The 21,660-nt window shown below is 68.4% G+C and carries 20 protein-coding genes and 2 pseudogenes; 8 read left to right on the top strand and 14 right to left on the bottom strand.

Annotation, left to right across the window (positions count from 1 at the left end; translation table 11 throughout):
• The first annotated feature begins 212 nt into the window (after window positions 1–212).
• Window positions 213–1,029 (top strand): IS5 family transposase gene (locus tag OG302_RS01085; RefSeq protein ID WP_371524884.1). Its coding sequence is split into 2 segments (ribosomal slippage): window positions 213–716 and window positions 718–1,029, totalling 816 coding nucleotides; the frame shifts between segments, so codons are not numbered across the junction.
• On the opposite strand, the gene OG302_RS01080 is transcribed toward OG302_RS01085, so the two are convergent.
• Window positions 1,021–1,449: a DUF5959 family protein gene (locus OG302_RS01080; RefSeq protein WP_362976536.1), complete on the bottom strand. Its 429-nt coding sequence runs from the start codon at window positions 1,447–1,449 to the stop codon at window positions 1,021–1,023. The two genes, OG302_RS01085 and OG302_RS01080, sit on opposite strands and share 9 nt — an antisense overlap.
• Before the next feature lie 127 nt (window positions 1,450–1,576).
• Complete coding sequence (locus tag OG302_RS01075) at window positions 1,577–2,578, bottom strand: pentapeptide repeat-containing protein (protein WP_371524883.1); 1,002 nt, start codon at window positions 2,576–2,578, stop codon at window positions 1,577–1,579.
• A 503-nt stretch (window positions 2,579–3,081) separates the two neighbouring features.
• Between OG302_RS01075 and OG302_RS01070 the strand changes: the two genes are divergently transcribed.
• Together OG302_RS01070 and OG302_RS01065 are read left to right on the top strand one after the other, a co-directional pair.
• Window positions 3,082–3,552 (top strand): hypothetical protein, encoded by a 471-nt coding sequence (locus tag OG302_RS01070; RefSeq protein WP_371524882.1) that lies wholly within the window; start codon window positions 3,082–3,084, stop codon window positions 3,550–3,552.
• Window positions 3,553–3,732: 180 nt separating this feature from the next.
• A complete protein-coding gene (locus tag OG302_RS01065; protein WP_371524881.1) occupies window positions 3,733–3,960 on the top strand; it encodes a hypothetical protein in 228 nt (75 codons plus the stop codon).
• 131 nt (window positions 3,961–4,091) lie between these two features.
• Here the strand turns inward: OG302_RS01065 and OG302_RS01060 are convergent, their stop codons facing one another.
• Window positions 4,092–5,345 carry an IS256 family transposase gene (locus OG302_RS01060; protein WP_371524805.1) on the bottom strand — a complete coding sequence of 418 codons (1,254 nt, stop codon included), beginning with the start codon at window positions 5,343–5,345 and terminating at the stop codon, window positions 4,092–4,094.
• Between the two features lie 117 nt (window positions 5,346–5,462).
• On the opposite strand from OG302_RS01060, the gene OG302_RS01055 reads away from it, so the two are divergent.
• The gene (locus tag OG302_RS01055; protein WP_371524880.1) at window positions 5,463–6,569 is read left to right on the top strand and encodes a glutamate--cysteine ligase; all 1,107 of its coding nucleotides are present in this window, start codon (window positions 5,463–5,465) and stop codon (window positions 6,567–6,569) included.
• On the opposite strand, the gene OG302_RS01050 is transcribed toward OG302_RS01055, so the two are convergent.
• The 8 genes from OG302_RS01050 to OG302_RS01015 form a co-directional block, all read right to left on the bottom strand.
• A complete protein-coding gene (locus OG302_RS01050) occupies window positions 6,520–7,065 on the bottom strand; it encodes a transposase (protein ID WP_371524879.1) in 546 nt (181 codons plus the stop codon). The genes OG302_RS01055 and OG302_RS01050 overlap by 50 nt on opposite strands.
• 65 nt (window positions 7,066–7,130) lie before the next feature.
• Window positions 7,131–8,528, bottom strand: a complete 1,398-nt coding sequence (locus OG302_RS01045; RefSeq protein WP_371524878.1) for a serine/threonine-protein kinase — start codon at window positions 8,526–8,528, stop codon at window positions 7,131–7,133.
• A 558-nt stretch (window positions 8,529–9,086) separates the two neighbouring features.
• Complete coding sequence (locus tag OG302_RS01040; protein WP_371524877.1) at window positions 9,087–10,910, bottom strand: ABC transporter ATP-binding protein; 1,824 nt, start codon at window positions 10,908–10,910, stop codon at window positions 9,087–9,089.
• Window positions 10,907–11,350, bottom strand: coding sequence for a lasso peptide biosynthesis B2 protein (locus tag OG302_RS01035; RefSeq protein WP_371524876.1), 444 nt, complete (start codon window positions 11,348–11,350; stop codon window positions 10,907–10,909). The genes OG302_RS01040 and OG302_RS01035 overlap by 4 nt, the downstream gene beginning before the upstream one ends.
• The gene (locus tag OG302_RS01030; RefSeq protein ID WP_371524875.1) at window positions 11,347–11,601 is read right to left on the bottom strand and encodes a lasso peptide biosynthesis PqqD family chaperone; all 255 of its coding nucleotides are present in this window, start codon (window positions 11,599–11,601) and stop codon (window positions 11,347–11,349) included. The genes OG302_RS01035 and OG302_RS01030 overlap by 4 nt, the downstream gene beginning before the upstream one ends.
• 31 nt (window positions 11,602–11,632) lie before the next feature.
• Window positions 11,633–13,471: a lasso peptide isopeptide bond-forming cyclase gene (locus OG302_RS01025; protein ID WP_371524874.1), complete on the bottom strand. Its 1,839-nt coding sequence runs from the start codon at window positions 13,469–13,471 to the stop codon at window positions 11,633–11,635.
• A gap of 26 nt (window positions 13,472–13,497) precedes the next feature.
• The gene (locus tag OG302_RS01020; protein ID WP_107473153.1) at window positions 13,498–13,608 is read right to left on the bottom strand and encodes a keywimysin-related RiPP; all 111 of its coding nucleotides are present in this window, start codon (window positions 13,606–13,608) and stop codon (window positions 13,498–13,500) included.
• A 1,325-nt stretch (window positions 13,609–14,933) separates the two neighbouring features.
• On the bottom strand, window positions 14,934–15,305 hold the full coding sequence (locus OG302_RS01015; protein WP_371524872.1) for a hypothetical protein: 372 nt from the start codon (window positions 15,303–15,305) through the stop codon (window positions 14,934–14,936).
• 6 nt (window positions 15,306–15,311) lie between these two features.
• Here OG302_RS01015 and OG302_RS01010 point away from each other — a divergent pair, with 6 nt between their 5' ends.
• Together OG302_RS01010 and OG302_RS01005 are read left to right on the top strand one after the other, a co-directional pair.
• Window positions 15,312–16,061 carry a helix-turn-helix domain-containing protein gene (locus tag OG302_RS01010; RefSeq protein ID WP_371524871.1) on the top strand — a complete coding sequence of 250 codons (750 nt, stop codon included), beginning with the start codon at window positions 15,312–15,314 and terminating at the stop codon, window positions 16,059–16,061.
• Window positions 16,062–16,127: 66 nt separating this feature from the next.
• Window positions 16,128–16,863, top strand: a pseudogene (locus tag OG302_RS01005) (IS5 family transposase).
• Between the two features lie 21 nt (window positions 16,864–16,884).
• On the opposite strand, the gene OG302_RS01000 reads toward OG302_RS01005, so the two are convergent.
• Window positions 16,885–17,382, bottom strand: a complete 498-nt coding sequence (locus OG302_RS01000; RefSeq protein ID WP_371524870.1) for a hypothetical protein — start codon at window positions 17,380–17,382, stop codon at window positions 16,885–16,887.
• A gap of 62 nt (window positions 17,383–17,444) precedes the next feature.
• Between OG302_RS01000 and OG302_RS00995 the strand changes: the two are divergent.
• Window positions 17,445–18,254 (top strand): annotated as a pseudogene (locus tag OG302_RS00995) (transposase); the annotation flags it as partial.
• Window positions 18,255–18,457: 203 nt separating this feature from the next.
• Here OG302_RS00995 and OG302_RS00990 read toward each other — a convergent pair.
• Entirely contained in the window at window positions 18,458–18,637 is a 180-nt protein-coding gene (locus OG302_RS00990; RefSeq protein ID WP_371524868.1) for a hypothetical protein, read from the bottom strand.
• Between the two features lie 486 nt (window positions 18,638–19,123).
• Here OG302_RS00990 and OG302_RS00985 point away from each other — a divergent pair, with 486 nt between their 5' ends.
• Window positions 19,124–19,573, top strand: coding sequence for a spore-associated protein (locus tag OG302_RS00985; RefSeq protein WP_371524866.1), 450 nt, complete (start codon window positions 19,124–19,126; stop codon window positions 19,571–19,573).
• Window positions 19,574–20,175: 602 nt separating this feature from the next.
• Here OG302_RS00985 and OG302_RS00980 read toward each other — a convergent pair.
• Window positions 20,176–21,375 (bottom strand): serine hydrolase domain-containing protein, encoded by a 1,200-nt coding sequence (locus tag OG302_RS00980; RefSeq protein WP_371524864.1) that lies wholly within the window; start codon window positions 21,373–21,375, stop codon window positions 20,176–20,178.
• Between the last annotated feature and the right edge of the window lie 285 nt (window positions 21,376–21,660).

Below are 21,660 nucleotides of genomic sequence, written 5' to 3'. Positions count from 1 at the left end.
TCCTCCGGCCCGTGAAGGGAGGCGGACTCGACACCACCACCCGCGTCGCGGGCCTTCTTCTCTTGCTGTTCGCCCAGCTTCTGAGTCGGACTTCCCGGACCCAGCTCGACCAGGTCACCCGCACGGAGAAAGGGGGTTGCGCTTTGAACTCCTAACGAGATGATCTTCGAGATGGTTGGATCACTCCGGGGCCGTTGAGCCGGGGGTGCGGGGTGGCTCGGCCGAAGGCGTGGGAATTCGATGACGAGTTATGGGCGGTGGTCGAGCCGCTGCTGCCGAAGGTGGAGCGCCGAGCTTGCCATCCCGGGCGGAAGCGGCATCCGGATCGGCTGGTGTCCCAGGGCATCCTGTTCGTGCTGCAGACCGGGATCGCCTGGGAACATCTGCCGCAGGAACTCGGCTTCGGTTCGGGGATGACGTGCTGGCGGCGCCTGGCCGAGTGGACTGCGTCCGGTGTGTGGCCCCGGCTGCACGAGGTCCTCCTCGCCAAGCTCCGTAGCGCGGGCGCCCGGGACTTCTCCCGGGCCGCGGTCGACGGCTCCCACATCCGCGCGCTTAAGGGAGCTCCAAGACGGGACGAAGCCCCGTTGACCGGGGGTAAGACGGGCAGCAAGCATCATCTGATCACCGATGCCACTGGCATCCCGCTCGCGGTCACCCTGACCGGCGGCAACCGCAACGACGCCACCCAGCTCATCCCACTGCTTCAGGCAGTCCCCGCCCGTGCGCGGCAAGCGCGGCCGGCCGCGGCGCCGCCCGGACGTCGTACTCGGGGACCGCGGTTACGACCACGACAAGTACCGCCGGCTCGTCTGGGACCTCGCCGTGAAGCCGGTCATCGCCCGCCGGGGCACCGAGCACGGCTCTGGCCTGGGCACCCAACGCTGGATCGTGGAACGCGCGTTCGCTCACCTGCACCGGTTCCGCCGCCTGCGGATCCGCTGGGAGATACGCGACGACATCCACGATGCTTTCCGCGCCCTTGGATGCGCACTCATCTGCTGGCGGAGGCTTGTCTCCCTACGCTGACAGGAGCGGAACCCAGTGCTTCATCACCTGCTGCAGACGCTGTTGGTGGTCAGTAATCCAGTCGTCCGGCGGCACGAGCGGCACCCGAACGGTGACCATGGACCCTGACTCGTCCTCCACGACCACCTCCGGACAGTCACGCTCGCCGGTGAGTTGGATGAAGATCGACGGCCCACTGCTCATCTCCATCCAGGCGACATCCTCGCCGTCCTTGAGCCTGGTCAGCGCATCCGCCCAGCTCTCCAGTCTCGAGGTGTACAGAGCCAGGTCAACACGGCCGGATACGAAAGGTGTCCTGACCACGATCTCGGCTTGCAGCCCGGCGGACCACCTGGGATCACGCCCCAGAACGTTGACGGTGACGCTGTTCCCCTCGTCATCAGCAAGAGAGATGAGCTCTCTCGGAACATTGTCGTCCACAGCTGTCCCTTCATCGGCGAGTACCGAGAGATCCTCGCCCTGGCAGGGACACCTCCGCCATCCCATTTTGTTAGGGCTACTTACGGCACGGCGCCTCCTTACAACAAGTGCGCCAGGACTGCCGTCGCTAGGCGGGATCTTGCGGGAAGAAGCTCAGGGGCTGGAGCGGCGGCGCGTTGTCTGCGCAGAGCACCCCGGCGGCTGCCGCGTCGAAGCCCTGGGGCCAGACCGTGGTGGCGTCGGCCACCGCTTTGGTGAACGTCGCCCCGGTCAGGTCGGTGCCCGTCAGAACCGCGCCGCGCAGATCAGCCAGCTCGAATCGCGCGGCACCGATGACGGCCGCTGTCAGGTCGGCATTGCTCAAGTCCGCCGCGCGCAGGTCGGCGTCGTCGAGCCGGGCGTGGCACAGCAAGACGGACCGCATCGAGGCCTGTCGCAGGTCGGCTCCCAGAAGTATGGCTCTGACCAGCCACGTTCCGGACAGGTCGACTCGTTGCAGCCGGGCCCCCTGGAGGTGCACGTTCGTCAGATCGGCGTAGTGCAGGTCCGCGTCGACGAGATCCGCGTGGTCCAGCATCGAGCGTCGGAGGTCCGCCCGCTGGAGACGAAGTGTCAGCCCCTCGGGGCGTGGAGCACGGCCGAGCACGGTGACCGCGGCGTGCACATCCGGGGAGCGCAGGACCAGCAAGGTGTCACCCGCGTGTGCCAGGGCCACTTCACCGCTTCTCGCTATCTCGCCAGGGGCGGGGCGGGCTTCGAGCGGTGTGGCGAGTGCGTTTCGTTGTGCGAAGAGGCAGAGCACCTCGGCGACGGTCCCGCGATCGTCCCGTGAGTCGACAGCGACCCTCTCCAGAGCGAAGACCGCTCCGATGCGCACCTCCACGCTAGGGCTGCCCAACTGCTCCACCGCCGCGGTAAACCGCTCGCTGAGCTGTCCGTACCGCGTCACCTGCAATTGCCTCCAGGTGAAGAAGGCTCCAACAAGCAATGCCACCCCGGCCAGCCCCTGCAGCAGCGTGGTCCGAATGTCGTTGATTGCCTTCGCGCGGTCCGGAACGCGGGCGTCGGCAGTGTCCCAAGCCAGGAGATGGTGCGGCGCCACGACGACGATCAGCGCGACGAGCAACACGCTCACGACTGCCGCACCGACGCCAAGCACCCACGCCCGGCCGGGTTTTCGCACCCCGGAGCCCCGCGCCGCAGGCGGCGACACGTCCCGCACGAGGTGTCCGGGCAACGCTGCGGGCCTTCTCCTTCTACGCGCCATCCCAGAAGGCTGCGTCCCCGCGCCCGAACCCAAACGCGGGGCGCGCAAACCGCACCGCGCCGCTAACCTCAGCTTCGTTCGCAAGGCAGGCCGGTGGGCTGAGAGTGAAGTCACCAACCACCGCACCGGGTACTGCCCAGACGTCACCTCCTGGCCGACCGTCGCTCGCGCCCTGGAAGATCCGGCGCCCTGGAAGATCCGGGGCTCGGTCGGCTGGCGGCGGCAGCCGAATCCGGACGTTGTCACGGCTGCGCAACAGCACCGCACGCCTCACGGTTCACCCCGGATTCCCGGCTAGCGTTCCCGTCGCCAGCGCTGGAGACCCGGCGGCCGTCCAACGCCGCGGGACATTGGAAGGGAACCTCATGAGGATCAAGCAACTCGGCCGGATCGGTACGGCTGGTGGGCTCACCGTCGCAGCGGTGGGCGCATCGATCGTCTTCACACCGTCCATGGCGTCGGCGGACAGCACCTGGGAGTGCTACGGCAAGCAGGTCAAGCGCTGTGCGACCGTATGGTGGGACGACGAGGCCGACACATACCGGGCACGGGCGAAGATCACCGACACCGTCGGCGGTGGCAACTACACGGTCAAGGTCAACGACGTGAAGCTCCTGCGCTTCAACGGCACCAGGACGCTGACGGTGAAGTCCGCCAAGGACGACGACGGCTGGCACAGCACCCAAGACCTGGCAGGCACCTCGTCGGTCAACCCGTGCAGGTGGCCGACGAACAGTTTCCAGGTGCAGGCGAAGTTCACCTGGAAGAAGCAGGGCGGGACCGCGAGCACCAAGACCTGGCGCCCCGACATGGGCTGGGGCCACGCCTGCAACTGACCGTGTCCGCTCCGGTTCCCTGCCCGAAGCGAACCATCGCGCTCTCGCTCCGGCCAGGGGCACCTGCCCGCCGCCCCTGGCCGGTCCCCGTACGCACGCATTGAGGACACGGTTATCACCTCCTGATCCCTCGCGTTGCGATGTCCCCGCCGGTCGCGCTCAGCGGGGAGAGCCAACGACATGCTGCGCGTCCATTTCAGCCACGCTGCCCCGGCCCGAATTTTGGATCGCCGCCGTACCCGACACGCTCTGGGACATCGCGTCGAGCCAGCACCGGCTCATGTCACGGAAGGGCGCCGGGCCACGGCCACGCTGCGCGAACTGGCCATCGGCGCACTCCGCCTCACCGGCTACGACACCATCACTAACGGCCTGCGCACGCACAGCCGCTACGCCACCCGCCCCTGACAACCCTCGACATCACCTGATCCGAAGATCCTCTGAGTGCCGCAGCCCCGGGCTGACACGATCCAGCCAAATGAGTCGTGCCTCCTGCTGGGGTGTGTCAATTTAACGGTTGATCTTGCCCGTTCGGATGGTTACTTCACGGCCGGGGTGAGTCGGCCTTCGAAGGCGATCTGGAAGGCATTCAAGGGTGCCTTCCAGCGCATGGTCCAGCGTTTGCGGCCCTTGCCGGTCGGGTCGAGTGACATCAACGCCATGTAAACGCACTTGAGGGCCGCGGACTCGTTCGGGAAGTGCCCGCGGGCGCGAACGGCCTTGCGGATCCGAGCGTTCACGCTCTCGATGGCATTCGTGCTGCAGATCACCTTCCTGATTTCGACGTCGAAGGAGAGGAAGGGAACGAACTCGGCCCAGGCGTCGGACCACAGCTTCACGACTGCCGGGCACTTGGTGCCCCAGGCGTCGCTGAACTCGAGGAACCTCTCGGTGGCTGCGGCTTCGTTCGGCGCCGTATATACGGGCTTGAGGGCCTTGGCGACCTTGTCCCAGTCCTGCCTGGCCACGTATCGGAAACTGTTGCGCAAAAGGTGAACGATGCAGGTCTGAACTACCGTGCGGGGCCAGACCGTCTCGACGGCGTCCGGCAGGCCCTTGAGCCCGTCGCAGACGAGCATCAGCACATCCTGCACTCCGCGGTTCTTGAGTTCCGTGAAGACGGAAAGCCAGTGCTTGGCACCCTCTCCTCCGTCGCCGGCCCAGATCCCGAGAATGTCGCGGGTCCCTTCGGCGGTCACCGCCAAGGCCACATAAATGGGCCTGTTGGCCACATGGCCATCGCGGATTTTCACGTTGATAGCGTCCACGAACACCACGGGATAGACGGGGTCGAGCGGACGAGACTGCCATTCGGCCATGCCGTCCATCACCTTGTCGGTGATGGTGGTGATGGTCTGCTTCGACACATTCGCGCCGTACACCTCGGCCAGGTGAGCCGAAATCTCGCCGTGCGTCAGCCCTTTTGCGGAGAGCGACAAGACCATCTCGTCGACGCCGGTGAGCCGTCGCTGCCGCTTCTTGACGATCTGCGGCTCGAAGCTGCCCTCGACGTCACGCGGCACGGATATCTCGACCGGGCCGACGTCGGTGAGCACAGTCTTGGAGCGAGTTCCGTTGCGGGAGTTGCCGCTGTCACGGCCGGCCGGATCGTGCTTCTCATAGCCGAGGTGGCCGGTGATCTCGCCCTCCAGGGCGGACTCCAGCACCCGCTTGGTGAGTTGCTGCAGCAGCCCGCCCTCGCCGGTCAACTGCAGACCCTCGAACCGGGCCCGGTCCACCAGCATCCCGATCAGCTGATCGTCGACCGTGTCCACGGCCTCGACCGCAGGCATCTCAGGGGCCTCTGTTGTTGCGTCAGTCACTTGGTGGTTCCACTTCTCCAGGCCAGCGATCAAGCCAACCTGACATAGATGGGCGATCCACCGTTAATCAGACACTCCCCTCTGACGGTGGGCGTCGAGGAGGAGTACCTGCTGGTCGATCCGGTATCGCGGGAGGTATGCCCGGAGGCGGAAAAAGTGGTGGCCGAGGCGGCATGCGAACTCGGCGGGCGGGTCACCACGGAAATCACCCGCTACCAGGTCGAGGTACGCACCGACCCGCACACCAGCCTCGTTCAACTGGCCGAGCAGGTCAGGTCCCTGCGAGCGGCAGTCGCACGGGCCGCCGAACGGCAAGGGCTGCGCACCATCTCCAGCGGCACCCCCGTGCTCGGCCAGGCCGCCCCGCCTCCCCTCACCGCCGGTCCCCGCTACGACCGAAGCGCCGCCATGTTCCGCGCCTTGGACGACGAGCAGAGCGCCTGCGCCTGCCACATCCACGTCGGCGTTCCCGACCTGGCCACCGCGCTGGAAGTCAGCAACCACCTACGGCCACAGCTTCCCGTCCTCGTCGCCCTCGCTGCGAACTCGCCGTACTGGGCGGGACGCGACACTGGGTACGCGAGCTGGCGCACGACGATCTGGGGACGGTGGCCGGTCGCCGGCCCCCCGCCGTACTTCGAGTCCCCCGACCACTTCGAAGAGCTCGTCTCGGGCTTCCTCGCCACTGGCACGGTCATGGACCTCGGCGGCCTGTACTGGGACATCAGGCCCTCGCACCATGTATCCACACTCGAATTCCGCTTCGCCGACGCGACCACCACGGCGGGCGAGACCGTACTGCTCGCCGGCCTCATCAGAGCGATGGTCGCCACCGCCCTCCAGGCCATCGATTTCGGAGACCCGGCGTTCCGGCCCCAGCCGGAGATGCTGCGCGCCGCATACTGGCGCGCAGCCCGCGACGGCCTCGCCGGCGAGAGCATCGACCTACGTACGGGCCGCCTCGCTCCCGCCGCCGACCAGGTCGAACAACTGCTGTCCTGGCTGGAACCCGCCCTACGAGATCAGGGCGACATCGAGCTCATTGGCACCCTGTGGTCACGCCTTCGCGCGGACGGCGGTGGAGCGGAGCGCCAGCGAGCCGCCTACCAACGTTGTGGCAGTGCTACCGGGGTCGTCGACCACCTCATCTCCGCCACGACCCCCTCCGGGACACGACGAGGGCTGACCAGCTGAGGCATCCCAGTGCACCGCGCCAGATCTTATTGGGCCATCTGCAGACACCTCTGGGCCGATCGACCTCACGACGGATGGAACTCGTCTTCGGCCTGACACCCGGCAGTTCGGGCTCGGCGCCCATTTCGCCCCATGGACACAGCATCTCCGGGGCGAGCCGGCCGTCGCAGACCGGCACCGAGCCACACATCAGAAGCACCGTCGAGCCAGGCACGACGAGCCGGCGGCGCGGTAGCGCGCCCAGAATCTCCTCCCAGCGCCCCTCGATCCGCCACTGCCGCCAGTAGTGGTAGACAGTCTGATAAGGCGGGAAGTCGTGCGGGAGTAGTCGCCCGGCACAGCCGGCCCGTAGCCAGTACGCGAAGGCATCGCTGATCTCCCGGCGCGGATGCTTCGGCGGCCGTCCACTGCGCTTCGGCGGCGGTACGAGCGGGGCCAGCGCTTCCCACTCCGCATCGGACAGATCCGTCGGATACGCGAGTTGACGCCTGGCCATCTGGGCCCCCACCAGCACGGGAAATACCAACTCGCCCGCCCTGAGCGGGGCTTCTCAGACGCCCTCTAGTCGAAAGGGCCAACCGTGACCTGGAGGGCCAACTTGCCGTCCTGCTTGTGGATCTGGGCGTCGAGGATGGATGGCTCGGTGTAGCCGTCTTTGAGGTCGACGGCCAAGATGCAGCCGTATTCCTTGGTCATGCACGAGGCGTCTACGCCGGACATCCCGACCGTTGAGACGCCCGGCACCGCCTGCAGCCATGACCCGATCACTCCCTTTTGGCCGAGGCTCGGCGTACCAGTAACGGGTCCTCCCATGTAGACGACTCGCGCCCGGTCGCCGTCGACACGAGCTTTGGATTTCACGGTGAAGTCCGGTGGATGGCCCATGGCTTCAACTGCCCGGAGATTGTCCTGATAGGCCCCATCCTCCTGATCGGGGATCAGTATCGCGGACGCCACCGAGGCCAGCACTGCCGCACTGATCCACGCGACCCAACGGAATATTCGGCGGCGGGCGGCTACGGGCGTTCCGGCAGGCGCCGTGGGCCGACGCGCCGGACCTGCGGGCGGTATGACGGGGGCCTGCGCGGGGGCCGTGGGCCAATGGGCCGGGGCTGCGGGCGGCGCGTTGGGTGGCGGCGGTGCCCCGGCCACCTGATCCAACTGGGCCTGCAGCTGTTGCATGGTCAGACGGCCGGCCGGTTCCTTGCGAAGCAAGCCCTCCAGCATGGGGGTGAGGGGCCCAGCCTGCACGGCAGGGGCAGGGTCCTCGGTCACGACGGCGACCAGTACGGCGCTCGGGGCCGTCCCTGCGAAGGGCGGGTGTCCTTCCACGGCGGTGTAGAGAGTGGCCCCCAGTGACCAGAGGTCGGATGCGGCGGTGGCCGGAAGGCCCCGTACCTGCTCCGGGGCCATGAATGCGGGAGTACCCATGATCATGCCGGTGGCCGTGAGGGTGGCGTCACCCTCCAGGGCCGCGATCCCGAAGTCGGTCAGGACGGCCCGCCCGTCCTCAAGCAGGATGTTGGCGGGCTTGATGTCCCGATGGGTGATTCCCCTCAGGTGCGCGGCGCTCAGCGCGGCGGCCACCTGTCGCCCGATGTGGGCAACGTGCTGCGGGGACAGCGGGCCCTGCCGGTGCAGCAGGTCGTCCAGTGACCCCCCGGTCACCAACTCCATGACGATCCACGGCCGGCCGTCCGCACCGGTAAGCCGGTCGTAGACGGTCACGATGCCTGGATGCTTCAGCCGCGCGGCCGCCCGCGCCTCGCGTTCCAGCCGGGCAATCCAATTGGCACGCTCCTCGGCCCCCAGATGCTCAGGCAGGCGCAGTTCTTTCACCGCCACGTCCCGCCCCAACTGCTCGTCGTAGGCACGCCAGACCGCGCCCATCCCGCCTTGACCAAGCAAATCGGTCAACCGGTATCTGTCCGCGAGGAGTTGCCCGTGATCGTCGTCCACGGACGGAATATAGCCGAGCGGACCTCGCAGGGCGGGCTGCGGACCCAGCCCCGTGAATCAGGTTTCGGTGTAACTCCTTGGGAGGGGCAGCCTCACCGGCACGGACCTGCGGAGCCGCAACGGGCGTGGATCTTTTCAACCACTTCGAGCGGGTCAACAGCGGGAGTCACTTGGGAGCGACGGGTGTTGTGCCCACGTCCTGGAGTTGGGGCGGGGAGTCATGTGTGGGTGCGGTGTGCCAGGAGGAGGGCGGAGTCGTCGTGGGGGGGGGGTGAGGGTGGCCAAGCGGGTGGCGGTGATGTGGTGCAGAGCGAGGGCGTGGGGCTGCTGTGCGGTGGCCTTCAGGGCCGTGTGCAGACGGTGGAGGGCGTCGTCGGGGTCGGTGTCGGGGGCGTCGGTGAGGCCGTCTGTGTGCAGAAGGATGCTTCCGGCGGGCGGGCGTGCGTGAGGGTGAGGCGGGTGGTGGGGTATGCGGTGTCGGGCAGGATGCCGAGGGGAGGCCCGGGGAGCGTCTCGGGTGTGAGCACCAAACAGCCTCACCGTGACAAAAGGCTCTTTTCAGAGTCTCGTGTGCGGTTGAGGCCGGACGGCGGCGGGGCGGAGCATTTGCCCGGCTGCCAGTTCGCGATAGATCGGATTGTTGGTGAGCAGTTCCTCGTGGCCTGCGCCGGCGGTGGCGCGGCCGTGGTCGAGTACGACGATCTGGTCGGCGTGCTGGACGGTGGAGAGCCGGTGTGCGATCACGAGCAGGGCGCATTCCTGCGCGACGTCCTTCATCACTGTGGTGAGCGCGGTCTCGTTGATGGCGTCGAGGTGGGAGGTGGGCTCGTCGAGCAGGAGGAGTCGAGGACGGGCGAGCAGGGCACGGGCAAGTGCGATGCGCTGGCGCTCGCCTCCCGAGAGGGTGTTGCCGCGGTCGCTGAGCATGCCAGACAGGCCGCCCCGCAACCGTCGTACAACATCGTCGAGCTGGGCTAGTTCGATGACGCGCCGCACTTCGGCCTCGGCGGCGTGGGGCACGGCGTAGGTGATGTTGTCGCGCAGGGTGCCGTGGACGACATGGGTGTTCTGATCGACGACGGCGATCCGCTCGCGGCATTCCGCGCGGGTCAGTTCAGTGGCGGGCTGCCCGTCGAAGAGGAGGACCCCGGAGTCCGGTTCGTAGAACCTGGCCACCAGAGCGAAGATCGTGCTCTTTCCGGCACCCGACCGGCCGACCAGAGCCGTCTGGCTCCGGTCGGGGACCGAGAAGGTGACGCCGCCCAGGACTGGGCGATCGGGGTCGTAGCCGAAGGTGAGGTCCCGCAGTGCGAGAGCGGGCTCCTCGCACGAAGCGGCTTGCCGAGCCGCCTCGCAAGGAGGCGTCCGTAGTGTCCGCCGCCCGGGGTGTGCGGGCTCCGCGGGCAGGTTCAGGGCCTGTTCGATGCGCTGGTAGGCGCCCATGCCGCGCTGGATCAGGCCCACCGCGCGGAAGACCGAGGACAGCGGCAGGACGAGGTAGGAGGCGTACAGCAGGAAGGCGACGAGGTCGCCGAGGGAGTTGGCGTGGCCGGTGACGCGCAAGCCGCCGATGACCAGGACGAGCAAGAAGGAACCCTGGACCGCGAGCTCGACCGCCGGGCTCATCACCGATGCGAGTTTCGCGGTCCGCACGCCCGCGTCGTGAGCGGATTCGATGCGCTCGCCGACGCGCTGTGCTTCGCGGTCCTCGGCCCTGTGGACGCGGACCATCGGCAGAGCGCCGAGCGCGCGTTCAAGATCGGCGGCGATTGCGCCGACGGAGTTCTGCATGTGCTCGGAGGCGGCGCGGATGCCCTTCAGCAGTGAGGCCACGACCGCGGCGGCGATCGTCACGGTCAGGGCGACCAGGACAAGCAGCAGCGGATCGATCCACATCATCAAGGCAATCGCACCGGCTGCGACGAGGGCTCCCGTGACGAGGTCGACGAGAGCCTGGGAGACCACCTCCCTGAGCAGGGTGGTGTCGGCGGTCACGCGGGAGATCAGATCGCCGGTGCGGTGGCGGTCGTACTCCCGCATCTCCAGCCGTAGCAGTCGCGCGACCAGGCCGTGACGGAGCTGGCGTACGACTCTCTCGCCCATGCGTTCCAGGACGAAGCGGCCGACGGCGCCGGTGGCTGCCTCGACGATGAACAGCACGGTGAGGAGCAGCAGAAGTGGCCAGAATGCCCGTCCGTGGTCGCCCGCGTCCACGATCTGCTTGGCGACGAGAGGCTGAGCGAGCCCAAGGACCGAGGCCACGAGAGTGAGCACGGTGGCCACGACGATGGAGGCCCGGTGCCCGGTGGTGAGCCGGTACATGGTGGCCACCGCGGCCCGTGTCGAGCGGTCCGGCGGTGTCTTTGCCTGCAGGTCGGTCATGGGCGGGGAGGCCGGTTCGTGTCCGTCGGTCCCACCGCGAGCAGCCGCGCGAAGTAGTCGTCGGGTACGTCTTCGTCGATGGGCCGTCCCTCCGCCTCGATCCAGGCGTGAGCGTTGAAGGGTGGCACCACGCTTGCCCCGGTGCACCATGTGGGCCAACTGCCCGTCAGCCGGCACAGCAGGGCGGCGGCCAGCGAGCGGGGCAGGCAGCCTTTCGGACCGGCGCAGAGCAGGCTGATCGCGCACACCGCGTCCCGGGCGTTCTTCGCCTGCGCGGCGGTGGCCGGCGCGGCTCCGCGACGCACGATGCCAAGGACCACGCGGATCCGGCGCGGGGACAGCAACGAGAGGACGACGGCGGGAAGCAGCACGAGGCGGGCGGCCAACCGCCGGGTGAAGGGGACGCCTGTGGGCCGCACCAAGGCGCTCGGTGTCGTCATGAGGCCAGCCCCGACTCCCGCAGTTCCCGCACGAGAGCTGTGACGTCCTGCTCCGCGCGGGCCCGGTCGATGTCGAACTCCGTGACGAGCGCTTCGACGGCCGCCCCTTCCTCGCCACCGTCGAGGAGGGTATTCACCACCAGGGTGCCGGTGGGGTTGAGCTCCCAGTAGTCGCCGCTGCGCTGGTCCAGGAGAACTGTTCCGTAATCGGTCTCCGCGGTGGAGACATCGGGGCCGAACCGCAATGCCATGGTGAGTGACTGCCTTTCTCCGGTGGCGGATCTAGCGGGTGCGGGTGGGGGAGAGGCCGCGCAGCCACACTTCGGCGGCGATGGTGGAGTAGAGGATCGCGTCGCGCAGCCCAGGAGCGGAGGGCCGCTGAGCGAGGCGCCGCAGCGCGCGGCCGTCGACCAGGCCCAGCTGCTCCAGCCTGGAGTTCTCCCACAGGGACAACAGGTCGGCGCGGTGCCGACGCAGCCCGTCGGCGGCGTCCATGGCGGCTGCGGCCTTGGTGGTGCGCCGCAGACATGTCTGGGGCACGATGCCGCGCATCGCGGTGGTGAGGACGGGCTTGTACGCCCAGGGCGTGACGCGTTCGTCCGGCCGGATAGCGAGGCACGTCTCGATGACGCGGTCGTCGAGGAACGGCGAGGCCATGGGCACGCCGGCGCGGGAGGCCATGCGATCCCACTGGCGGATGATGCGCGTGCACGAGCGGATTGCCTCCAGGTCGGCGTGCAGGCCACGGTCCGGGTGCAGCGGCGTGACCGTCGCGGCCGCCTCCCTCAGGGCTCGCTGCGCCAGCCGTTGCGCGTCGGGCGTGACCCAGTCGAAGAGGCGGGGCGGCATGCCCCAGCCGAGGCTGGTGGCGACCGTGGCAGGGGCGGGGTCGCGCAGCCGACCGCTGGAATCGGCGAGCCACCTCCCATACGGCCGTGAGTCGGCCAGCGCCCGGACGGTGGCGCCCAGCGGCCACTGCCACAACGCCCGAAAGCCGCGCAACTGTCGCAGCGCGAACAGCGGACGTGTGCGCGCCAGCCGGTGGTAGTACGCCTCGGAGCACCACGCCACATGGTCGCCCCCGATGCCGGTCAGGTGCAGTCTGCTGCCCCGCTCCGCCATGCCGGGCAGATGATGGAGGACCCGCGAACGGTCCATGACACCGATGGTGGGCTCGTCGAGCAGGTCGTCGATGCTGAGGAGATCGTCGTAGACCAGCGGGGAGGCGTCCGCGTCCCAGACCACATGCTCGACGTCCGGCAGATGCTTCGTCGCCTGCTTGGCCCAGTACAGATCGGTGTCGGCGGGATCGCGCCCCGGCCAGGTGCTGGCCACCACCTTGGCGGGGGACCGGTCGGCCAGGAAGCAGATGGAGGTGGAGTCCAGGCCGCCGGACAGGTCGCAGCTCACCACGCCGCCTCGGCGGGTGCGGGCGTCGACGGCCGCGGTGAGGGCCTCGCGGACCAGCGGTGCGCCGTCGGCGAGCGTACGGACCGGCTCCGGCGGGGCCCACCACTGCGAGTGGCGTACGGTTCGACCGTTCGCGGCGACGATCAGCGCGTCCTGTGGCGGGACAGCGGTGACACCACGCCAGAGAGACGTTTCGAACAGCGGATAGGGAACCGGCCACAGCAGTCGTACCGCCAACTGCTGTTCGTCGGGCGCGGCACCCAGCGCGTTTGCGAGCAGGTCGGCGCGGGTGGCGGCCACCGGCACGCCGTCCACGGCGGCATGGAAGACGAGGCGCAGCCCGGACGCGGTGCCCTGAACCCTGAGTTGCCCATCGAGGGAGGCGACGAGGTGGAAGCTACCGGGAAGGGAGTGGGCCAGTGCGTCAAGCTCGGCGAGGTGGCGCAGCCGCCCTGCGCGCCGCTCCAGTTCGGCGGCACTGATCGGGCAGCAGCCGATGACAGCGAGCGCCGCGCTGCCGGCATACCCGGTGACGACCTCCTGGTCGTCCCATTGCCCTACCAGCCATGGCCGGCCCGAGGCGTGCTGGAGGATTCGTGTCCCGGCGTGGGCGAAGGAGCGGGCCACGGCGGCTGCGTCCTCACGGTCGTTGAAGACCGCAAAGTGCGCGTCGCCGGGGCCCGTCCCCGCACTCTCGTGCAGTTCAGTCATGACGTCAGGTCAGAAACCGTCCGTCGTCAGTTCTTGCTCAGGATGAGCCGGTCGTTCCCGGACCGCTGCAGCAGCCCGGTCTTCTTGCGGAACGTCCCGAGCCGGACCAGCGTCGGCGCTTCGTAAGCCTTCTTCATGACCGCTCCTCAGATAGAGGATTGACGTCCGCATCCCTGGTCGACAGCACACGGGGGGTCCCGGTCTGCTGCCGGCCGGCCCGAGGCTCATCTGGAACCCGGGCGGGAATGCGGATGCAGCACCTAGCTACGTGCATCACCGCATGGCATGACAAGGGCACCGAGGGAAATTGCATAATATGTAAAATCAACCGCGGTCGGTATTCGCGGCACTGCTTTCGGATTCGGTCTAAAACTGCATAATGTAAGGCTGCTCTGAATGGAAGAGCGAAAAAACGTTCCGACCTGCCTATCGACAACCGGCCGCTGCTCCTGTCACGAAGAGGGGACAACGAGCCGGGCGGAGCCGCCGGGGCGTACTGGCTTCTTGCGCGCGCGCTTCGTCCCCCTGACAAAATGGCCAGCTCCTTCCCCTGATCCGGTAGCTCCCTTGCATCAACGGCGAACTCCGTGCGATGCGTTCCGGTCAAGCGTCGTGTCGAGCTGATGCAGGGTGAGGAACATGCCCGGTTCCTGCGGGATCTACAGGTGGGCCACGGAGTCGAGTGTGCGTGTCTCGTCGATCAGGCGTGCTGTGGGCGGGCCGGTCTTGTGGGGCATGCCGCAGCAGGTCGAGCGGCACCTGACCTGACCAACACAGGGGCCTGTCACCTTCCTGCGCTTGTGCACCCGGCCAACAGGCCGGTGACGTACGGGCCTAGCCCCTCGAAGTGAACCTAGTAGGCGGGGGCGAGTCGGACGTCGGCGGCGAGCGCCGTGGGCGGGATGCTATTCGCGGAATGCATCAGAACCTCCCGGAATCGGGGCGGCCCCCGTCAGCGGGCCGCTCGTTCTCGAAGGTCGCCCCGACTGGCCCGCTCTGATGAAACCGTTGGCCGCAAGAAACTCCTGTGCCTCATCTGCCGGACGCGGGACGCCCACCGTCCGGACACCGGGCGACCATCTCGGCTGGAGTTGGCGGACAGCCTGAACCGTCAGTGAGGTACTGCGCGCCGGCGCACGCGATCCAGCCGGTGGTATCGACCGCGTCACGCGGCCAACGACCAGCTCAACCGATAAACCGCTGAGCTGTGGCCGCAACGGTCGTTCCACTCCTGGCTGCCCGGCGGCGAGTTGGTGGAGCCGGACCCGTTCCACCAACCGGTCCGAGGCGTTGATTGGAGTGCCGGTCACATCAGTGCGGCGCGGCGCGGCGCGCGGGCGAGGCGCCGGCAGGCCGGCGTAGCCGGCGCCCACGACGACGAGTCGATGACCCATGGCACGACTTTCCCTGTGCTGACGGGCGGTTTCGGCGCCACCTCGGTGGATAGGTCCAGGCTTCGGCGTCAGGCCGCGGAGCGGGCCACGGCAACCGCCCAGGCGATGTACAGCACGTTCACCACAAGCCGCGCCACCGCTCCGGCCGGCCGCTCCAGCAGCCGGGGCCGATCCGGCCGCGCGCGTCGTAACGCGTCCAGGTGGGACACCAGATAACAGGTGATCAGGATGGCGGCGGCCCAGCCCCCGGCCGCTCTGGTGGACGTGACCAGCACCAGCCCACCCACCACGACCTCCGCAGCCCCGCTGACGGCCACAAGGAGCTGCTCGCGGCCGAACCACGCGGGCACCAGAGTGCGGAAGTAGTCGGGGGCCAGGAAATGCATGACTCCCGTGACGGACAGGAACATCGCCAAGACGATGGCAGCGATAGCGTGCATGGCACGATGATCCGTCCACCCAGTGCCTGGGCACTTGAACAAAACGATCGCCGCCTCGTCTTCGCCCGCAGTGCCGAGGCAACGATGTTCGCCGAGTCCCGCCCCTTCCGCGTCAGCTTTCACCGGCTGCCGGCGTGGAAAGCCGTGCTGCCCATCGGCGGGCACGCTGAACTCCTGAGACCAGGGCAGCCCATGCTGGCAGCGCCCGGGCTGATCGTCCCGCCTCAGCTGGCCCACAGCTGTGCGGCGACCGCTCCCTACGTCGCCTTGTTCATCGATCCCTGGTTGCTGCCCTCACACTCGAAGCCGATTCGGCTGGACACAGGCGAAGTTGGCCGTCTGCTCGCTGCGCTGGGTACCACCGGTTCCGACGGGCCCGCCACCTGCGTGGACCTGGCGGCCGGATACACCGAGCTACGAGTACTTGCCGGGCGGCCCTCCCCGCTCGACCCGAGGCTCGATCATGCCCTCCACCTGTGCACGGTGCACGATCCGGACATGCCCATCACCTCCATCGCCCCAGAGGTCGGCCTGTCGGCCCCGCGGTTGCGCGCCCTTGTCCGACAGGACGTCGGCATCCCGCTCGCCCGCCTGCGCCGATGGGGCCGGCTCCGCACGGCGGTCGCCGACCTTCCGGATTCAACCGCCGCGCTGGCAGCAGCCACCGCTGGCTTCGCCGACCAGGCTCACTTCACGCGTACCGCACATGACTTCCTCGGTCGTACGCCTTCGTCGTTGCCGCACGGTGGCGTCTAGTGGGTGTCTGAGAAGCCCCGGTCAGGGCAGGCGAGTTGATAGTCCCTGCGCTGAATGGAGGCCGAGATGGCCGGGGAGCGGCGCGCGTATCCGACCGACCTGTCCGACGTGGAGTGGGCGGTGCTGGCACCGCTTGTGCCGCCGCCCAAACCGGGCGGGAGACCGTCGAAGCACCCCCGCCGCGAGATCATCGACGCCCTGGCCTCCTGGATGCGGGCCGGCTGTGCGTGGCGACTGTTGCCGCACGACTTCCCGCCGTACCAGACCATCTACCACTACCGGCGGTAGTGGCGGATCGAGGGCCGCTGGGAAGAGATCCTCGCCGCACTGCGAGCCAGGGAATGTACTGGCCAGGGCCGTGAACCCACCCCGAGCGCCGGAGTGGTGGGCAGCCAGAGCGTCAAGGCCACCGAACGCGGCGGCCGGCACGGATACGACGGCGGCAAGAAGGTGCTGGGCATCAAGCGCCACCTCCTCGTCGACACGCTCGGCCTGGTCCTGGCGGTCTGTGTCAGCCCTGCGAACGTCAGCGACCGCGACCGGGATCACCATCCAGATCGTGCAACGGAAGCACGGTGGGTTCCGGCGCACCTGGGCCAAAGCCGACGCGGCGCCGCGCGTGGTGCCGATGTTCACAGTGGTCCCGCGCCGGTGGGTCATCGAGCGGAGTTTCGCCTGGCTGGGCCGATACCGACGGCTCTCCAAGGACTACGAGTACCTGGCGAGCAGCCAGGAGAACGCGATCTACCTGGCGACAGTCATGCTGCTACTACACCGCACAGCGGCAAGAACCCAGCCCTGAACGGGGCTTCTCAGACACCCACTAACCGTGGGTCAGGGACTTGAAGTTGGCGAGCAGAATGCCGAGCGCGGCCGCGGCGACCCCGGTCAGCAGGGCATTGGTAGGCGTACGCCCGGACACGGCGCGCGCCGCGCAGCAGAACACGAACAGCAGGATCAGCGTGACCCAGCGGGAAAGCGTGAAGGCCAGGCGCTCGGCGAAGAATCCGAAGCCGGCGAGTACGAAGAACAGGACGGGCGCGACCGCCGCCGACAACGCCAGGGAACGCTCGGCAACCGTCCGCCTCCACTCGCCCCGCGTGGGCGGACGGCCGCGCTCCACCTCCTGCCCGATCAGCGAGGCGAAGGCCTCGGCGGCTGCGATGCCGGTGAGCGTGGCCGCGAGGAGCAGGGCGGCCGCGAATGCCGGCGGTGGGTGGTCCTCCAGGGCCAGGAGGAGCGACAGGACGACGATGCAGCCGTACACGCCTCGCGCGGCGAGCAGCCCGGCCGTCACCGCGACGAGCCCGCTGCGCCTCACCCCGGGGCTCCCGTAGGGACGGCGGGCCTCTCGGGAATCTGTTCCCGCTCCTCCTCGGGGTCGTGCTGACTGCCCACCGCAGCGGCCTGGTGGCCGACCGGGTGCGGATGATCAACCGCCTGCGGGATGTCCTGACGGGCATCTTCCCCGCCCTGGAGCGCGCCTTCGACTACAGCTCGCAGAGGGGCGCGCTCGTCCTGCTCGCGGGCTACGAGACTCCGGCTGTCATCCGACGCCGCGGCCGGGCCCGGCTCACTGCCCGGCTGGCCAACCGCAGGGTCCGGGGTGCCGACGCGGTCGCGGCCATTGCCGTGGATGCTGCTCAGGCTCAGCAGCCGTCGCTGCCCGGCGAGGACGTCGCCGCGCTGATCGTGGCCGACCTGGCCACCCAAATCCTGGCCCTGGACGACCGGCTCAAGCGCATGGACAAACAGATCAGCGAGGCGCTCCGGGCCTACCCGCAGGCAGAGATCATTGAGTCCCCGCCCTGCATGGGACCGATCCTCGGGGCCGAGTTCGTCGTGGCCGCGGGAGATCTCACGCCCTACGCAGACGCCGGCCACCTGGCCTCCGCGGCCGGGCTGGTGCCGGCCTCCCGTGGCTCCGGCCGCCGGAGCGGTAGCTTGCACGGCCCGAAGCGCTTTGGCCGCCGTCTGCGACGGGTGCTTTTCATGTCCGCGCAGACCAGCATGATGCGGGAGGGCCCGAACCGGGACCTTTACCTCAAGAAGTGTGGCGAGGGCTGCAAACACGTCCAGGCCGCCATCGCTCTCGCCCCTCGGCGGGCCGGCGTCCTGTGGGCACTCTTGCGCGACAACCGGGTCTTCACCTCCGCCCCGCCGGTCGCGCAGGCGGTTTGTCTTCGTCATTGAGATTCCCTCCGGTCGTTACGCCTCCATCTAGCCGCAACGGGCCCGACCGTGCGCCACCCGCGAGGGGTGATGGCGGAGCGTCCCGAAGGGATCAGATTGGCCGCACCACCGACGGCGCAAGGCTGGTCGGCCTTGCGGCCGAGGTGAGGGTCCAGTCGCTGTGGGAGAGCACGAGGCTCGGGGGTTCTCAGTGGCTCGTGCCCTCAGGCACGTGTGGGCTCCCCGACGAAGTGCAGGTAGCCGAAGGAGGCGATCGCGAACTCGGCCGCTGTGATGAGCGTTTGCACCGCGCTGTTCTTCTCCCGCTCCGGGAGTGCGTTCAACTCTGTCACGAACCGCCGCAGGTGCAGCTCGTTGAACATGGTGTCGCCGTGGCGGTTCACGGCGCGCAGGATACTGTCCTGCGGCGCCGACTCGCCTGAGCCCCGGGGGCACATCGAACCGCCGTTGCAGACCGGCGAGTTCGTCAGGACCCCACCCGCCCCACAGGGCAAGCCAGTTCAGGTGTCACCCGATCGTGCGGCAGACCCGCCAGCTGCCGTTTACCGCTGGCATGATGCGCGGCGACCTCCTGGCTGCGTCCGTGGGCAGTGAGGTTCCGCATCAGGCGTGGGCTTTGGCCTGGACGGAGGCGAGCCAGTGCCGCTGCCCCCCGGCCGTGCAGTTGGCGTGGGCAGAGGAGGGCCAGTCCACCGTCACGATCGGCACTGTCCGTGTGCGATCTATACCCTGCCAAGCGCATACAGGGGCACAGTTTTCGGACAATGAATCGGCTATCAGCCACACCGCAGAACGCAGGACAACCCTTCCCCCAGCGGACGTGTCACACCTAGCAGGAAGAAACACTTCAAGCGACACAAGGGGGAGATATGGAACTTAAGCGTGCCATGTTGTCCGTAGCTGCAGTGACTGCGCTGGCGGCCGGCTCCACGGTGGTCCTGTCGTCACCGGCGTCTGCGGCGGCGAACACTACCCCGCAGAAGGTCTGCGGAAGCAGCTACAAGACCGTCAACTCCGCACCGGTGGGCTCGCTGGGCACCGTCTACCTGACGTACAACGCCTCCACCGGCCGCAACTGCGTGGCCACCATCCGCAGCACGCCCGGAACGGCCGTGGACACGGGGACGTGGATCTACGTCGCCGACACCGACCAGGGGGCCTCTGACTCCGGCAACTACACGTCCTACGCCGGGCCGGCCACCGTCTACGGCAAGGGCCACTGCGTCGACTGGGGCGGCAACATCAAGAACGTTTACGTCTCCGTCTACGGCTCCAACTGTGCCGCACTGAAGGAGAAGCGGGTCACCTCCATCCGCTGAGGCCTTGCGGCGGGTTCGGCCTTCCCGGCACGGTGCTCGGCCCCGGTCCGGACTGATCCCACCTCCCAGCAGCCGCTACCACCGGGGCTGCGTCTGTCCGAGCGGTGGATCCGGCCGGAGTCCTGAGCCCCGGCCCGATCCACCGCTCGACCCGCACTACAGCACCCCGTTCATCGCGCTTTTCTCTCCCTGCTCTCGCCGTCCTCGAAGTCGCCCTCCTGGACGGTGGTGCCGGGCACCCAACCGCCCCGGACAGTGACGACCTTGCGGTCGTTGCCGGCGCGGCGGGAACACTCCGCTCCGCCGCCGGGACATGGCCGGTGGGGCGGAAGCCCAACTCGCCCACTCTCGGGGCACCCTGCGGGCGGCGAGGGCGAGCAGCCATTTTTCTGTAGGAGACGACGCGCGATAGTAAGGAGTCAAGGTCGCGCTGGGGAGGCACGACACTCCGCGCTGAACGTAGACGTCCGACGGCATCTTCGATCCCCTGCGGGCACACGGCCGTCGTCCTGGCGGTAGGTGGGGCAGCCCCCGGCCCGGCCGGCTGCCGGGGGCGCCATCCTGCCCGTGGTGTGACTGGTCGGCAGGCGAGCGGACGAGCCCTAGCGAGGGGTGACCGAGCCGTCGTAGACGTTGTCCGGAGTGGCGACCGCCGTGATCGCCCGGGCGAGGACGGTGGAGGGCTCCTGGCCCTTGCTCGTGATGTCCGTATTGATCATGATCACGAGGGTGGCCTTCTTTGCGGGCAGATAGACCGTCACGGTCTCGTACCCCGGAATGGAACCGTTGTGCCCGATCCACCCGTTGGTCTTGAAGATGCCCAGACCGTAACTGAGGCCGGGGATGCCGGTCGGCAGCGTCTTGAGTCGCTGCGCCTGGACGTTGGGGCTCAGGAGTTCCCCGGTGGCCAGGACCTTGGCCCACCGGTGCAGGTCGTGCAGGTCCGAGATCATCGCACCGGCTGCCCAGGCCCAGCTTGGGTTCCAGCGCGTCGCGTCGGCGACCTCCCCGCTGAGCGTCTGGTCGGTGTAGCCGCGCGGGTGCGGATGGGGAAACTCGTTGCCCTGCGGGAAGAGCGTGCGCTGCAAGTGCGCGGGGCGCAGCACCCGGTGGTGGATGAAGTCGGCCAGCCGATGCCCGCTCACCTTCTCGATCACCAGGCCGAGCAGGACGAGATTGGAGTTGGAGTACTGGAACTTCTTGCCGGGCCCGAAGGTGTTCTTGTGCTTGAAGCCGTACGCGAGGGACTGCCGGGGGGTGAAGGTGCGCTGCGGGTCGCTCAGCAGGTCGTGGACGAAGCCGGGGTCGGCGGTGTACGGGAACAGCCCGCTGCGCATCTCCGCAAGATGACGCAGCGTGATCTTATGGCCGTTGGGCACACCTCTGACGTACCTGGAGATCGGATCGTCAAGCCCGATCCGGCCCTCCTGCACCAGTTTGAGCAGCGCCGTTACGGTGAAGGTCTTGGTCTCGCTGCCGATCCGGACGAAGGAGTCGGCGGACATGGGTTCGCCGGTGTGCGTGTCGGCCACCCCCTTCGCCCGGACGTAGCAGCCCTTGCCGGGCATCCACAGCCCGACGACGACACCGGGGATCCCCGCCTTCGGGGCGACGTCGTCGATGGTCTTGTCCAGTCGGGCGGTGAGCTTGCGCCCGAGCCCGTCCGACGAGCAGTCGTTGTTGTGGGGACGGGCGTTGTCGGGCACGTCGACGGCTGCGGCAGGAGCGGCTGCTGTCGGTGCCCATACGGCCATGGCGAGCAGCGCGGCGCAGAGTAGACGGCGGGAGGGGGAACGTCTCATGCGGGGTACCTCATCCAGTCGGGGACAGTCGGGGACGGCCCGGTCGGTCGGGGCCGGTCGGCAAGAAGATGACCACCCCGACCCACCACGCCTCTTCCGCTGCGGATTCCACACCGAGGAGTCCACTCGTTCGGAGCCACAGGGACGGCCCGGACAGCCCCTGACCAACTGGGCTTGCCCGGCGGAGTTCGCGGCCGTACCGAGAACGGCTTCACCGTCGCCACGATGGGGGGAGGAGGGGAGCTGTTGTCAGCCGTCTGTTGCAGTGGTGTCAAGGCGGCGGAT

The sequence above is a fragment of the Streptomyces sp. NBC_01283 genome (genome assembly GCF_041435335.1).
In the GTDB taxonomy this organism is placed as follows: Bacteria; Actinomycetota; Actinomycetes; order Streptomycetales; family Streptomycetaceae; genus Streptomyces.
The sequence above is the reverse complement of the archived record's forward strand: the minus strand, read 5'-3'. Positions and strand labels throughout refer to the sequence as shown.